The organism is Methylocystis suflitae (assembly GCF_024448135.1).
GTDB classification, from domain to species: Bacteria; Pseudomonadota; Alphaproteobacteria; order Rhizobiales; family Beijerinckiaceae; genus Methylocystis; species Methylocystis suflitae.
Map to the genome: position 1 here is coordinate 14,784 of NZ_JAMRYX010000231.1, position 13,753 is coordinate 28,536.

Sequence of the window (13,753 nt, forward strand, 5' to 3'; positions counted from 1 at the left end):
TAGCCGCGACGAATAGCGTCGTCAGGTTCCCCACGAACCTGGAACGCTCGTGCTGCGAGCAAATTTTCAAGGAGAAGGGAAATGAACGTCAAAATCGTTTCGGGCGCCTCAATGGCCGCCGCGGCGATGGCTCTGGTTCTTAGCGGCGCGGCGCCGGCGCCGGCGCTCGCCAAAAAAATGAGCAAGTCTGTCCATTGCGCCGGAATCAATTCATGCAAGGGCACGAGCGCCTGCAAGACCGCGAACAACTCCTGCAAGGGCATGAACTCATGCAAGGGTCAGGGGTGGCTGCCCGAAAAATCAGCAGCGGCTTGCGAGGCGAAGGGCGGCAAGGTCGCAGAGATGTAAGCCAGACGCGGCGCGGAGGGATGCGCTTTCTTCATCCGTTCCGCGCCGCTTTCCAAATTCCTGGAGCGTAAGATTAGCGGCGATGCGCTTGAAAAGAGGCGATCAACGCGTCGCGCCTCGTCCAGTGCAAGAGCGCCCGGCCGAACAGCGAGGCGATTCCCGTCAGCAGGACGACGGAACCGAACTGCCAGATGCAGACCGACACGGCGGGATCCTGTCTGAAGGACAGCCGTAAGGCCGCCTCCGCCAAGGCCGTCGAGGCGAGCGCGGCAAGCCCAATCGTCACGAATGGCGCTATGGGCGCGCCGCGCTTGACCATCGAAAGGATCAATGCCGCCGCCGGAATGCTGATGGCGAGAATGGTGGGCAGGCAATAAATGTCTGAATGCGAGAGGAGACCTGACACGCCATAGGCGTCGACGTCCCTCCAGCATCCAACGGCGAAGGCGCCCATCCAGATCAATAAGAAAAATCCGGCGGCGAACCGCTCCCAGGCTGGGCGCGCCGGACAGCCTGCGCTGAAAGCGCCCGCTGCGGCGACGACGCTCGTCAGGAACGCCGCGGCCAATTCCGTCGCAAACTGCGGGTCGGAGATCTTGGCGACAAAATCGGGCCTCACCCCCATCGCCGCCACCACGATCGCGACATAACAAAGCGACACCGCGAACCAAACCAGCGCGCGCCACGCAGGATGCGGGAGCGGGCGTATCGGCGCGCAATTATCGGTCAGGGCTTCGATCAGGTCTTGGTTCAACATTCGCCTAGCCATTCCGCTCCAGGGCCTGCCGCATCGCTTTGATGGCTCTATGAATTCCGACTTTCAGCGAACCGATGCTCTTCCCCGTGACCTGAGACGCTTCGTCCAGCGAAAGACCTTGAATCTTGATCAGTTCAATCGCTTGGCGCTGGCCAGCCGGCAGGATCGCCATGGCCCTACGAAGGGCCTCGCGATCGTCCCTCGTCTCTTGTTCGGATTTCGCGCCGTCGCCGTCAAAGGTTTCAGGCAAAATATCGACCGTCGTTTCGTTGGCGCCCCGTGCGTAACGACTTCGCGCGGCGTCGGCGACGCGCCGCGCCGCGATGGTCATCAGCCAGGGCGTAAACGGACGTCGGCGATCATAGGTCTGGCGCACCGTATGAATGGACACCAGGATTTCCTGAACCACATCCTCCGTGTCATGCGCGTTCGGCCATTTTCGCAGGACGAACCGGCGCAAAACGGGAAAGAGATCGGACAAGAGCTCGCGATACGCGGCATGATCGCCGTCCTGCGCCGACGCCATCAGCGCGCGCCAGCGGCTTTCCCGGTCGTTCGACGTATCGCTCAATTCGCTCATGTCCACTGCGAATCTGAGTTGCCGCTCCGCCGCTTCCAAAGGCCGATATCGACTCTGCGCTGGAGCGGGGAGTGATAGTCTTAATCGATTGAGCGCCGGCGCGCCATCTCACCGAACTTGCTTGTGCAGAGGAACGCAGACTGTAACCTTTGACGCCGTCGCGACGAAATTGACCCTTGAGACGGCGAACGGTCGTCTCGATTAACGCACCGAATAGCTCGGATTCCAACCGATTGCCGTTTTTGAATGAACCGGACGCAAGCAGAGGGAGATCAGAATGTCAGACAAGAAAATTTGCGCCGCCTTTGCGATCGCGGGCGCCTTCGCGACGGCCGTCGCTCTGGCGGAAACGGCGAAGGCCGCGGCCGACCAGGAAAAGTGCTTTGGCGTTTCGTTGAAGGGCAAGAATGATTGCGCCGCGGGACCGGGAACCAGCTGCGCGGGAACGTCAAAGACCAATTATCAAGGCGACGCATGGAAATATGTTCCCAAGGGCACGTGCACGTCGATCGTGACGCCCAAGGGCAAGGGCAGCCTCGAGCCGATTTCGCACTGAGGCCCAGCATGGGCGCGCGATCCGCCTCCGAACATAGCCGCGAGCGCGCGGCATCCTCACTGCCCGCTCGCGCTGGCGTCGGTTTCAAGAGCGTGCATCTCGCTGACATCGAGGCCTCGGCCCGCGATGTCGGATTTTTCGAAATCCACGCCGAGAATTACATGGGCGCCGGCGGGACTCCGCATGCGCAGCTTATGCGTTTGCGCCGAGACTCGCCTCTCTCAATCCATGGCGTCGGCCTGTCGATCGGCGGCGCTGAGCCTCTCGACCGCGAGCATCTTGGCCGCCTAAGGACGCTTGTCGAACGCTATGACCCGGCCGCGTGCTCCGAACATCTCGCCTGGTCGACGCAGGGCGCGCGATTTCTCAACGACTTGCTGCCCCTGCCCTATAATGCGGCGACGTTGGCGTATGTCATCGCTCATGTGGATGAAATCCAGGAGGCGCTCGGCAGGCCGATCCTCCTCGAAAACCCAGCAGCCTATCTGCGGTTCCGATCCTCGGAATATTCGGAGGTCGACTTCCTGCGCGAAGTCGTGCGCCGCACGGATTGCCGGCTGCTGCTCGACGTGACCAACGTCTATGTCAGCGCAACGAACCTGGCATTTTCGGCGGAGGACTATATCGACGCCTTCCCAATGTCCTATGTCGAAGAGATTCATCTCGCCGGATATGCCGAGGATGTCGACGAAATTGGCGACCCTCTGCTGATCGACGCGCATTGCGCGCCCGTCCCCGACGCGGTTTGGCGCCTCTATGATCACGCGCTGTCGCGACGCGGACCGGTCGCGACGCTGATCGAATGGGACAACGACGTTCCCTCCTGGCCAACGCTTTTGGCGCAAGCCACGCGAGCGCAAACGTTCCTTGAAAGGAGTCGGCGTGCTGTCGAAGACAGCTTGAGATCGGAGGCGCTTCATGACGACCTCGGCTGACTTCGATCAAGGCGCATTTGTCCGCGCGCTGCTCGACCCAGAGCTGCCGCCGCCCAACGAACTCGAAACCCCCGGCGGCTTTCCGCCAGAGCGACGGTTCGCCGTCTATCGCAACAATGTGTGCGTCGGACTGGTCGACGCGCTGGCGGAGCGCTTTCCAATTTGCGTGCAGTTGGTCGGCGATGAGTTTTTTCGCGCCATGGCGCAATGCTATGTGCGCGCTTTCCAACCCCGCAGCCCGATGCTTTTCGAATATGGGGAGGAATTTGCGACGTTCGTTTCGGAATTTGAGCCGGCGCGCGAACTTCCTTATCTTCCTGACGTCGCGCGGCTGGAATATGCTGTCGGCCAGGCCTATCACGCCGCTGACGCCGCGCCGCTGCCGTTGGATTTGATCCGCGCCCTGCCGCTCGATCGAATGGAGAGCGCAACGGCTGCTCTACATCCCTCGACGCATGTGATCGCATCAAAACATCCGATCGTTTCGATCTGGCGACGGCACATGTCGGACGAAAAGATGGGGCCGCTGGAATTGGACCGCGGCGAAGAGGCGCTTGTCGTTCGTCCCCAGCTGGCAATCATGGTAGCGGCTCTTCCCGCCGGTGGATCGGCCTTCGTCGATGCGCTCAGGCGCGGAAGAACATTCGGCGAAGCCGTGAATGCGGCGAGCGGCGTCGCCGCGGATTTCAACCTGACCGACTGCTTGCGCGAGCTTCTCGTGACTGGAGCCTTCGTAGCCGTCAGCGTCGCGCACTGAACTTAAGAAACGCGTTATGGCGTGACCGCAGCGATCATTGATGGAGCTTGAACGCAATGAATTTCATAAGAAAGATCGCACGCTGGTTGGATGCGATCCCCTATTCGCTGATCGCGCTTTTTCTGCGGATCGTCGCCGCGCATCCGTTCTTCGTCTCGGGCCAGACAAAGATCGAGGGACCGACCCTCGGCCGCGAAATTTTCGGCCTTGATCTGTCGTTCCAAATCCCGACAGCGGTGCGCAGCGCGACCTTCGCGCTATTCGCCGACGAATATAAACTGCCGCTCATTTCGCCGACCGCCGCCGCCTATGTGGCAAGCGGCCTCGAATTCGTCCTGCCGCTGCTGCTTGTCCTTGGGCTTTTGACGCGATTGTCGGCGTTCATTCTTCTGGCGATGACAATCGTCATCCAGATCTTCGTCTATCCCGATGCATGGTGGACGGTCCACGCCTATTGGACGGCGATCCTCACCGTGTTGATCGCCCGTGGGCCCGGCGCGATCTCCCTCGACCATCTGCTGTTTCGAGCGTGGTCGCCGAGGCGCGCTTAAGGCGCCTCGACATAGACAACAGATCCTGTCTGCTGAGGCGCTGTATGGGCATGAGCCAAACCGGCGCCGACTCCGAAGAAGATGACCGACCCGATGATGGCTCCGACAATCGCGCTGGTAAATTTCGACATGACGTCCTCCTGTTGTTTTGCTGAGGAGAACGCTACCCGTTACAGAACCGTGCGAATGTGCGCCTTCGCACGCGGCCCTCACCGGAACCGATCGTCGCCTGGCTTCTCAGCGCCTTCAGCAGGAATTGCGTCAGCGGCGATTTGCCCACACGCCGAGGATCGCTCCGCCGATCGCGCCGGCGATGGCGCATACGAATGCAACGGAAAGTCCTGCCGCGGCAACGCCCAAACCTGCAGCCAGTGCGGAGCCGATTCCGGCAAAGGCGAGCGGAGCCGTCGCGCCGCTGATGTCGTCAGAGGTCTTTGCGTCTGACTTGGCGTATGTCTTGGCGTATGTCTTGGCCATCTTCTGTGTCTTGGCCATTGTTCTGATCCTCGCTTGCGCTCAGGCCTTCCGCCTGATCGCGCTCGCAAGGACAGATAGGGCGCCACGCTTCGAAGGAACGAGGCGTGCGAATGCTGAAACAGCTTAAGGAGGCAACCCCGCGCGTGGCGCGACGCCGCGCTCTAGCAAGATTTTCAATCCGACTTCAGGCGCGGCCGACTCAGGCGAGTTAATCGCGGCTCCACATCACCGGCGGCGTAACGGATAATCTTCGCTGTCGTAAAGCGGCCGTATCTCGCGGCCGAAAAAGTGCTGTTCATCCACTTCCAGAGAACAGCCGGCGAGCGCTTTTGGCGTAAGCTCCTCTACGGCGAAGCGAATAGCCTCTGAAGCGTGCTCGAAGCGCCGAAAATTGAGGGACTTCGAATGCGAATTGGCCGCCTTTGAAAAATAGAGGGCGGCTTCAGTTGTATATTGCTTCGCGTCCATCGACCCCTCCAGAAACTATTGCATGAACTCTTCCCGCGCGACGAGTTCGAGCGCGGATTCTACGGCGACCCTTTCCTGCCCATCGCGTTCCCTCTTCATCCGATACTGCAGGCCGGCGCCGGCGTCGGGCAGATGGCGCGTGACGCTGAACGAATCCGTCCCCGTCGCGGCCCCGAATTTTTGGATCACGCGAACCCCGATCGCGAATTTATGCGACGGAGAGGCGGTAAGCCTTTGCGCCGGACGCCGAAAGCTTCGGATCGTGTCGTTGTCATTGGTCATGTGGAGGCGCTCCTCGAGTAATCGTCATGAGCGCATTCAGGCGATGGGCCCGCTATGCGCTCGACTTACCGCCGTCGCTTCGCTTCGGCTTCGCGCGCCTGGAGCTTTTCAACGGTCAGCCAGGACGAATCCTTGACGACAACCGCCGCTCCCCCGTCGCGGGTTTTATCTTTCTTGGGCTTTTTCGCTTCGCGATTACTGCGCCGTTGGCCTTTAGCCATGTCCGCCCCTCCGTATGAATGGGCCTCGCGCTCAACGTCCCCTGCTGCGCTATCTTGCGCGGACGTTAAAAAGAGTCTCGTTCCTCCTGAAAGGAACTCGCCGGCCCCTGGCGATCAGCCGCATTGCGGCCGGACCATCAGGGGCCGGGACGATCGTTAGGCTGCGACTTGCAGCTGATCGGCCGAAGATTTTCCGCTACGACGGTCGATGGCGATTTCGTAGCTGAGCTTCTGGCCTTCCGCGAGGCCCATAAGTCCCGCGCGCTCAACCGCGCTGATGTGAACGAATACGTCCGGGCCGCCGGACTCCGGCTGGATGAAGCCGAAGCCTTTTTGGGCGTTGAACCATTTTACGATACCGGTCTGCATGACATGTCCTTTCGAGAACAGCTGTCTGCGCCATGCAAGATTGCGTGGCGCTTGGGGATCGAAGTTCTGGAGAGGAAGTCAGAAGCCGACGCGCCAAGGGAGCGGAAGCAAGATCATTCGGCCGAAAACTCGATAATCAATAATTAGCGCATATCGGCGAAAATACAAGCTGAAACGCGGGAAGAATTGAGCGAATATGACGCATCGGTCGGCCGTCGAGGGCCAAACATTTGGACACGTTTCCAGAGCCAAGACTACGTTCGGCTTCAACTTTGAGACAAATTAAGTCCAAAAAGAATTTGCTTTCGTCGATAGAACGCCCATTTCGTGGACATCCCCGGCTTCGCTGCATTGAGCACAAAGCGAAGGAGCAAGGGCGATGACCGAAAAAGAAACTCTCCGATTTGCATCATCCGCGTGGTGGGCTGAACATCCCCGGACCAGCCTCGTGATCGTGCACGCAATTCTTTCGCTCTCCTGTGATGACCGAACCGCAGAAGAGATATGGCTCTCGCCGACCACCGACGAGTGGCGAAAAGTTGCTGAACTCGCCGCGGACTGCTGCGATGAGGGCGATTTGGCGTTGACCGGTGACAGGATGGCTTGGCGGATCCTGTCGAGAACCTTTCGCGGAGACGCGCCGCCTTTTGCGATCTAAAGGCGTCGGGCGCCAGTAGCGGACGCCGATCCGATTTTCTGCTTCGCCTCGCCTAAATAGACGTCGGACGCGCCAGAGCTGCATAAGCTCATCCCGCGCGTCATCCGCAACGCTCGCGGGCAGCAAAATTTAAATTCGCATTCGATCGCGGAAACTCAAGCTTGAACGTCGCGCCGCCGCCAAGCGTGTCCTCGACCCAGATATGGCCGCCGTGTGCATCCACGATTTCCTTGGCGACGGCGAGGCCAAGGCCCGTGCCGGGAGTGGCTTCATTCTTTCGCCAGAAAGCCTCGAAGACCATTTCTCGGTCCGCTTCTTCGACGCCGCAGCCGTGATCGATCACTTCGAGCGTTGCATTTTCGGCGACACGAACATGCACCGCGCCGCCTTCCGGCTCGGCGCGAAGAGCATTATCGATGACATTCGCGATGACCGACTCGAGCGCCGGCCGATTCCCCGTGACGAACACCGGCGCGCTCGGCGACTCCAGAACGATCCGGCGTCGCGCCTTCAACGCGAGAAGCGCCGCGTCTGCGATCATCGTTCGCGCCAACTCGACGAGATTGATCGTTTCATCGAGCTTTGTCGTTTGTTCTCCGAGCCGGGCCGAAGCGAGCAGCTGCTCAACAATGTTGCGTATCCGCCGATGGTCCCGCTTCAGATCGTTCTTGAAGGTCGGTTCCTCGGGCGCGTCGAGCCGCACGCCAAGAACGGTGACGGGGGTGCGAAGTTCATGGGCCGCATTTGCCGCAAAGCGCTTCTGTCGGGCGACGCCAGCGTCGAGCCGCGCCAGGGCGTCGTTTACCGCGTCAACAAGCGGTCCGATTTCGCTCGATACGTCATTTGCGTCGAGGCGTTGGTGCAGGGAGTTCATGTCGATGCCGGAGGCTTGTTCCGCCGCGCGTCTGAGCGGTTCCAGCCCCCATCGCACCGCGAACCAGGCCGCGCCTGCCGACATGACTGTCGCCATGACGAAATACCAGATCAACCAGCGCATATCCTCGACGGCGACGTAGAAAATGTCGCTCCAGCGGAATTTCTGTCCGTAGACGGCGATGTGGAGCCTGCCAAAGGGAGTCCACAGCGGCTCCATTAGGCCTGCACGGATGGCGCTTGGGTCGCCCGGCAGAACAAAATGCACATGGGTCGGGCTGATCTCGATGAGCGGCCTCAGCATCGCGATAAGCTCGGGCGATGAGCCTGCAACGGGATCGCGGCTCAGACCTTTGAACGCAGCGAACTTCATGCCGGGGGCGCGCGCGAGGTCTTCGAGCAAGTCGGGCGTCGGCCTGAACTCCAGCATCTTTGCGTCATTCATTGCTAATGAGGCGACGACCTGCTTTTTTGCGCGAATCGCCGACAACTCGTCGAGCGAAGTGGCGAAAATGTCGACGCCCGCGAGGCCAAGGCCGATCGTAAAGAGCCACGCGATCGTAAAGGCGATGATCTGAGCAAAGAATAGGCAGCCGACAATACGCAATACGAGAGAATGTCGTCTCAATTGAACGGCTCCGTCGCCATATAACCAACGCCGCGAACAGTGTGGATGACGACTCCGGCATCCCATGCGATGAGGCGTCGCCGCAAGCGGGAGACGGCCGTGTCGAGCGTGTTGTCCTGAACGTCGTCGTGTGGAGAGAAGACCTCGTCGAGAAGAGTCTCGCGCGAAACCACACGATTGACCCGCCGCAGAAGAGAATCGAGCAGCACCAATTCCCGCCGGTGCAGCGTGACGATTTTGTTCGAGATACGGACGTCACGCGTCGTCAGGTCAAAAGATAGCGCGCCCACGACGATCGGCTTTGGCGCGCCGCTTCCCGGACGCCGAACGCAGGCGCGTATTCTCGCGATCAGCTCCTCTCCTTGAAACGGCTTCGTCACATAGTCGTCCGCGCCGAGATCGAAACTCGACACCTTGTCCGCCACGTCGTCCATAGCCGTCAGCATCATGATGCGAATGCCCGGCCGCAGTCGCCGCGCTAGCGGCATGAGCGACAGCCCATCGCCATCAGGCAGACGACGATCGAGCAGGAGGAGGTCGTAATTCGAGACTTCTACAGCTTCTCGCGCAGCGCTCAGACAGCGGGCTTGATCAACGTCGAAACCGGCCTGGCCGACTAACGACGCCGTCAAACGCGCCGCATCCAGCTCGTCTTCAACCAACAATATTCGCATATGGGCGCCGCTCCCCTTCGCGCCGTCGATTATCGAATTTGGTGGCCGAAATCGCAAGACAAGACACCCCGCGCGAAGGGCCGGCTGTTGCCAGAAAGACACAGCGTCCCGGATTCGCGCTAAAATTTCTCACGTCAGACTCATGTCAGGCGCATCAGCCCCGCTTTGGCTATTTATTCTCCACCAGGCGAAGACGGCGATGAAGCAGCAGATCCCACGCCATACGACAAAGACGAGCGAGAGCGCTCCGCTGCGCCTCGGACGCGTCCGCGCGATCCTGTTCAGCTTTATCGCATTTGTCATGGCGGTTCAGGGAGTTGTTCTCGCCTCGCCCTGGGCGCGAAGCGCTTCTCATGAAGAGATTGCCGCGGTCTCGATCGCGGCCGTTGCGGATTGTGCGCAAGATGACACGCGCGCGCCAGCGAACGACGGTCACGCGCATAATTGCTCTTTGGCTGGCCTCTGTTGCTCGGCAAGTTACGAGGCGCCGACGTTTAGTCTTCCGGGAGCGGCATTTAGCCTAGCGCCCTGGCGCCCATCGGCGGCCGACGCTGTTAAGCCACGCGCTCCCGCGCGGAGCCGGCTCGCGCTTGCCGGTTGGGCGAGCGCCTGGTCCTCGCGCGCCCCGCCGCGGCGGGCCTGATTCGCGACTCGCGCCCTAAGCTCAACCTGCTTCTTCTTTTCGTCTGCTCGAGCGCCGTGAATGGCGCTCTGGAGTTTCTCAATGAACTCGTCCGTTCTACTGCGCGGCGTTTCCGCCGGCGCGCTAACCTTGCTCGTCTCTTATGACGCCCTCGCCCAACAGGCGCTGCCGACGATCGACGTGGGTGGGGCGCGTCACGCGCCGGCCGCACGCGGCGCGGGAGAGCCTGACTCGACGCCGGGCGAGGCAGCCGCCGGCCAAGCGGCCGCTTCTGACCCGGGAGTCGCATCGAGATTCCCGAGCGAGCCGAAGACGCCCGAAGAAGGCTATGTCGTGCGAAACGCCTCGACAGGCACAAAGGCGGATATTCCGATACGAGAGACGCCCGTCTCAATTAACGTCGTTCCCAAGCAAGTCATGATTGACCAGAACGACACCAATATCCAAGAGGCTCTCGAAAATGTGCCCAGCGTTCATTCCAACAACAACGAGCTGGAAGGCTATAATTTCACCATTCGCGGATTTAGAAGCCTCTACATCTATCGCAATAATCTCGCGATACCGGCTGGCGAGGGCAATCCGGGCGGGTTCGACACAGCCAATCTGGAGCGCATCGAGGTATTGAAAGGTCCCGCCTCCGTTCTATACGGGCGCGCAGAACCCGGCGGTCTTATAAATCTCATCACCAAAGAACCTCTGGCCCACCCGCTGTATCGTGTCGAGCAGCAGATCGGCTCCTTCGACTACTATCGCACGCAATGGGATTTTTCGCAGCCAGTCGCGCAAGTGCCGGGTCTCGCTTACCGCGTTTCCGGCGCTTACCAGAATAACAGATCGTTCCGGACCTTTCAGGGCGGCGAGCGCGTGCTCATCGCGCCGGTCGTCAGCTACCGTCCAAGCGACTGGACGGAGTTTACCGTCGACACGCAATTTCTCGGTCAACATGCGCAAAGCGATACAGGCGTCCCGATTTTCGGCGCCCGTCCCGCGCCGATACCGTTGAGCCGATCCTTTCAGGAACCGAACGATCCGCGCGATCGCATCGACAGCTTCAACATTGGCTACAAATTCAGACAAAACCTCAATGAGGATTGGAAGGTCACCAACCGTTTCAATTACGCTGCGACGCCGTATCTCTCTAAGCCTAATATTGCAGGCTTCTGTGTCGACATAACCTATTGCGTTGATGCCGACGGGCGGACGCTGCAACGCTATACGCAATATCAATTCATGAACGGCAATGCATTTTCAACGAATATTGATCTCGAAGGCAAATTCAATGCGCTCGGCGCGAAGCATATTTTCCTGGTGGGGCTCGATTATCTCAATGGCTATTATGACTACAATTTCAGTAGTGGAGCCGGAACCTATCCCATCGATATGTTCTCTCCGGTTTATGGAACCGCGCCGCCTTTGGCCTATTGGGATGCGCAGATCGGCACTGGCTTCAAGAGCCATTCGTCCGTCCTCACGCGGCAAAAGGGCTTCTATGTTCAGGACCATGTGACTTGGTTCGATACGCTGCATGTGTTGCTCGGCGCCCGTTATGATGTTGGCGACGTGACGGTCGGAAGCGTGAATGGCGGCTTCGACGAAATCACGGGCGCGCCTCTCTATAATTCGAGCAAACAGCTGGCGATCGCTGATCGTCTCGCTTCGCCAACGCTAGTCGATACAGGTTGGAGCCCGAGCGCCGGCGTCGTCTATGACGTTTTGCCTCAGCTCAGCGTCTATGGGAGCTATTCGCAGTCATTTGGCCTGAACAATGGCATCTCCGCCGATGGGCAGCCGTTTGCGGCGCAGCGCGGCAAGCAATGGGAAGTCGGCCTTAAGTCGGAGCCTCTTCCGGGCCTATCGGCGACGCTCGCCTTTTATCAAATCACCAAGTCTGGCGTTCTGACCCGCGATTTTTCCTCGCCTAATCCAGCCGCCGTTACGGCGGGAGGTTTGCAACGTAGCCGCGGAATCGAGCTCGACGTAATCGGGCGGGTTTACGATCGCGTCGCGATCATCGCCAATTATGCGTATATGGACGCGAAGGTGATTTCAGATTCCGTTAAGGATCCCCTGGATCCTTACGGCAGCGGCTTCCTGTATAATCACCTCGTCAACGCGCCGCGCCACGCGGGAAAAATATTCGCCACTTACGATTTCGGCGAAAATGGCCTTGGTTTACGCGTAGGCGTCGGCGTAACCGCCTCGACGCATGTGTGGGGCGATCTGCAAAATACTTTTCTGCTGCCCGGATGGGCGCGGCTCGACGGATTCGCCAGCTACGCGACGCTTGTCGAAGGCCATAAGGTCACCGCTCAGCTCAATCTCAAGAACATCAACAATGCGCAGTATTTTACCGGCGTCGACAATTTCTTTAACGCATCGGCGCGTTTTAACGCGCTGCCCGCCGCGCCGTTCACGGCGGTTGGGCAGATCAGAGTGGAGTTCTAGCGATGCCGCGCGCGCTGTTCGTATGGCTGCATCGCTGGACGGGACTGGCGATGGCAGGCTTTTTGATCGTGGTCGGGCTGACGGGATGCCTGCTCGCCTTCTGGCTTGAGATCAATCAATGGCTCACGCCCGAACTCTATCCCGGCTCCCGCGCCGGGATAGAGCTTGACGCAGCGACGCTTGTGCGGCGGGCTGAAACCTTGGTTCCGGGCGCGCAAGCGCGCACCGTGTATCTCGGCTACCCTGGTTCCGCTCAGATCGGCATGGAGGCGCGCGACGGCGCGCCGCCGCTCGACTTCGAATACATCCATCTCGATCCGATCGACGGCCATGAACTCGGGCGAGTCACATGGCATGGGCTGCCGAGACGCAAGAACGACATCATGCCCTTCGTCTACGGCCTTCACATGTATCTCGCGATGAGCGGCATCGGCGAGTGGATTCTCGGCGCCGTGGCGCTTGTCTGGACGCTCGATTGTTTCGTCGGTTTTTATCTGACGCTGCCGGCGGGCAGCGAGCGCTCGCGCAAAGGATTCTTTGCGCGCTGGAAGCCGTCGTGGCTCGTGAAGCTCAAGAGCTCCTTCTATCGCGTCAATTTCGATCTGCATCGCGCGAGCGGCCTGTGGCTCTGGGCCATGCTTCTCGTCTACGCCTGGTCGAGCGTCTTCTTCACACTGCCGAATTTCTACACGCGCGCGACGCAACTCGTTTTGGATTACGAGGCGCCCGTCTGGGCGCAGGAGGGAACGATACAAAGCGATGCGCGCGCGCCGATGGAATGGGAGGCAGCGCAAGCGACCGGCGAGCGGCTGATGGCCGAAGAGGCGCGCAGACACAATTTTGCAATCGAACGGCCTCTGGCGCTTTATCACCTGCGCGACAAGGGCCTTTACGAATATCGCGTGCGCTCGTCGCGCGACATCGGCGACAAGGCCGGCTCGACCTCGATCCTGTTTGACTCGCGCTCGGGCGAACTGAAAACCCTTAGCCTGCCGACGGGGCATCGCAGCGGAACGACGCTGACCACCTGGCTCGTCGAGCTGCACACGGCCAATCTCTTCGGCCTTCCCTACCGCATCTTCATCTGCGCCCTGGGGTTGGTCATCGCCATGCTCTCCGTCACCGGCGTTTACATCTGGTGGAAGAAGCGTTCGGCGCGGCTGGCGCATGTGCGGCGGACGGCGCCGCGGCCTGCGCCGGCTGAGTGAAAGCTCGCGCGATTTCAACGAGCATCGATTTACTTATTGATGGAGTGACAAATGGATTTCGATCACGCAAAAAATGGAAGTCTCGTCCAAAATCTGCGCCGGGCGCTGCCGCTTTCGGCCCACGCCAGGCCGGCGCTCATCGCTTTTCTGCGCGAGCGTGGCGTCATCGCGCGCGGCGCGCCGCGACTCGTCATTCTCGATATTTTCGACGCCGGCGACGCGGGCGGCGTCCTGTGCCGCTTCGCCATCGCCGAGGATAGCGGGGCCTCGAGCTTCATCGCGCCGCTGGCGCAAGTCGCGCTCGATCGCAGACATCCCGCCCG

The 13,753-nt window shown here is 60.2% G+C and carries 19 protein-coding genes; 9 read left to right on the forward strand and 10 right to left on the reverse strand.

Going from position 1 to position 13,753, the window contains the following annotated elements; all coding sequences use genetic code 11:
• Positions 1–81: 81 nt before the first annotated feature.
• On the forward strand, positions 82–348 hold the full coding sequence (gene bufA2 / locus NEI07_RS17685) for a BufA2 family periplasmic bufferin-type metallophore (protein ID WP_256036402.1): 267 nt from the start codon (positions 82–84) through the stop codon (positions 346–348).
• 73 nt (positions 349–421) lie between these two features.
• Here bufA2 and NEI07_RS17690 read toward each other — a convergent pair whose 3' ends face one another.
• Positions 422–1,105, reverse strand: coding sequence for an NrsF family protein (locus NEI07_RS17690; protein ID WP_256036404.1), 684 nt, complete (start codon positions 1,103–1,105; stop codon positions 422–424).
• A gap of 4 nt (positions 1,106–1,109) precedes the next feature.
• A complete protein-coding gene (locus NEI07_RS17695) occupies positions 1,110–1,685 on the reverse strand; it encodes a sigma-70 family RNA polymerase sigma factor (RefSeq protein ID WP_256036405.1) in 576 nt (191 codons plus the stop codon).
• 277 nt (positions 1,686–1,962) lie between these two features.
• Between NEI07_RS17695 and NEI07_RS17700 the strand changes: the two genes are divergently transcribed.
• Genes NEI07_RS17700 through NEI07_RS17715 form a run of 4 tightly spaced genes read left to right on the forward strand, consistent with a single transcriptional unit; the run spans position 1,963 to position 4,484 of the window.
• The gene (locus NEI07_RS17700) at positions 1,963–2,241 is read left to right on the forward strand and encodes a BufA1 family periplasmic bufferin-type metallophore (RefSeq protein WP_256036406.1); all 279 of its coding nucleotides are present in this window, start codon (positions 1,963–1,965) and stop codon (positions 2,239–2,241) included.
• Between the two features lie 8 nt (positions 2,242–2,249).
• A complete protein-coding gene (gene bufB, locus NEI07_RS17705) occupies positions 2,250–3,176 on the forward strand; it encodes an MNIO family bufferin maturase (RefSeq protein ID WP_256036407.1) in 927 nt (308 codons plus the stop codon).
• Positions 3,160–3,933, forward strand: a complete 774-nt coding sequence (locus NEI07_RS17710; RefSeq protein WP_256036408.1) for an HvfC/BufC N-terminal domain-containing protein — start codon at positions 3,160–3,162, stop codon at positions 3,931–3,933. Before bufB ends, NEI07_RS17710 begins: the two co-directional genes overlap by 17 nt.
• Before the next feature lie 56 nt (positions 3,934–3,989).
• On the forward strand, positions 3,990–4,484 hold the full coding sequence (locus tag NEI07_RS17715) for a DoxX family protein (RefSeq protein ID WP_256036410.1): 495 nt from the start codon (positions 3,990–3,992) through the stop codon (positions 4,482–4,484).
• On the opposite strand, the gene NEI07_RS17720 is transcribed toward NEI07_RS17715, so the two are convergent.
• From NEI07_RS17720 to NEI07_RS17745, 6 genes are all read right to left on the reverse strand, one after another.
• Positions 4,481–4,615 carry a hypothetical protein gene (locus NEI07_RS17720; RefSeq protein ID WP_014893117.1) on the reverse strand — a complete coding sequence of 45 codons (135 nt, stop codon included), beginning with the start codon at positions 4,613–4,615 and terminating at the stop codon, positions 4,481–4,483. The two genes, NEI07_RS17715 and NEI07_RS17720, sit on opposite strands and share 4 nt — an antisense overlap.
• 130 nt (positions 4,616–4,745) lie before the next feature.
• A complete protein-coding gene (locus NEI07_RS17725; protein ID WP_256036411.1) occupies positions 4,746–4,979 on the reverse strand; it encodes a hypothetical protein in 234 nt (77 codons plus the stop codon).
• A gap of 207 nt (positions 4,980–5,186) precedes the next feature.
• A complete protein-coding gene (locus tag NEI07_RS17730; protein ID WP_018408069.1) occupies positions 5,187–5,429 on the reverse strand; it encodes a hypothetical protein in 243 nt (80 codons plus the stop codon).
• Positions 5,430–5,444: 15 nt separating this feature from the next.
• Positions 5,445–5,711 carry a hypothetical protein gene (locus NEI07_RS17735; RefSeq protein WP_256036413.1) on the reverse strand — a complete coding sequence of 89 codons (267 nt, stop codon included), beginning with the start codon at positions 5,709–5,711 and terminating at the stop codon, positions 5,445–5,447.
• A gap of 65 nt (positions 5,712–5,776) precedes the next feature.
• On the reverse strand, positions 5,777–5,932 hold the full coding sequence (locus NEI07_RS17740) for a hypothetical protein (protein WP_256036416.1): 156 nt from the start codon (positions 5,930–5,932) through the stop codon (positions 5,777–5,779).
• Between the two features lie 156 nt (positions 5,933–6,088).
• Complete coding sequence (locus NEI07_RS17745) at positions 6,089–6,301, reverse strand: cold-shock protein (RefSeq protein WP_018408066.1); 213 nt, start codon at positions 6,299–6,301, stop codon at positions 6,089–6,091.
• Between the two features lie 379 nt (positions 6,302–6,680).
• Between NEI07_RS17745 and NEI07_RS17750 the strand changes: the two genes are divergently transcribed.
• Positions 6,681–6,959 (forward strand): hypothetical protein, encoded by a 279-nt coding sequence (locus NEI07_RS17750; RefSeq protein ID WP_256036417.1) that lies wholly within the window; start codon positions 6,681–6,683, stop codon positions 6,957–6,959.
• Between the two features lie 100 nt (positions 6,960–7,059).
• Here NEI07_RS17750 and NEI07_RS17755 read toward each other — a convergent pair whose 3' ends face one another.
• Both NEI07_RS17755 and NEI07_RS17760 read right to left on the reverse strand, forming a co-directional pair.
• Entirely contained in the window at positions 7,060–8,460 is a 1,401-nt protein-coding gene (locus tag NEI07_RS17755) for a HAMP domain-containing sensor histidine kinase (protein WP_256036420.1), read from the reverse strand.
• Entirely contained in the window at positions 8,457–9,134 is a 678-nt protein-coding gene (locus NEI07_RS17760) for a response regulator transcription factor (protein ID WP_256036423.1), read from the reverse strand. Before NEI07_RS17760 ends, NEI07_RS17755 begins: the two co-directional genes overlap by 4 nt.
• Before the next feature lie 724 nt (positions 9,135–9,858).
• Here NEI07_RS17760 and NEI07_RS17765 point away from each other — a divergent pair.
• The 3 genes from NEI07_RS17765 to NEI07_RS17775 all read left to right on the forward strand — a co-directional run.
• A complete protein-coding gene (locus NEI07_RS17765; RefSeq protein WP_256036426.1) occupies positions 9,859–12,222 on the forward strand; it encodes a TonB-dependent siderophore receptor in 2,364 nt (787 codons plus the stop codon).
• Between the two features lie 2 nt (positions 12,223–12,224).
• Positions 12,225–13,430 (forward strand): PepSY-associated TM helix domain-containing protein, encoded by a 1,206-nt coding sequence (locus NEI07_RS17770; protein WP_256036429.1) that lies wholly within the window; start codon positions 12,225–12,227, stop codon positions 13,428–13,430.
• 51 nt (positions 13,431–13,481) lie between these two features.
• Positions 13,482–13,753 (forward strand): hypothetical protein (locus NEI07_RS17775; RefSeq protein WP_256036432.1); only part of this gene is annotated, 272 nt, incomplete at its 3' end.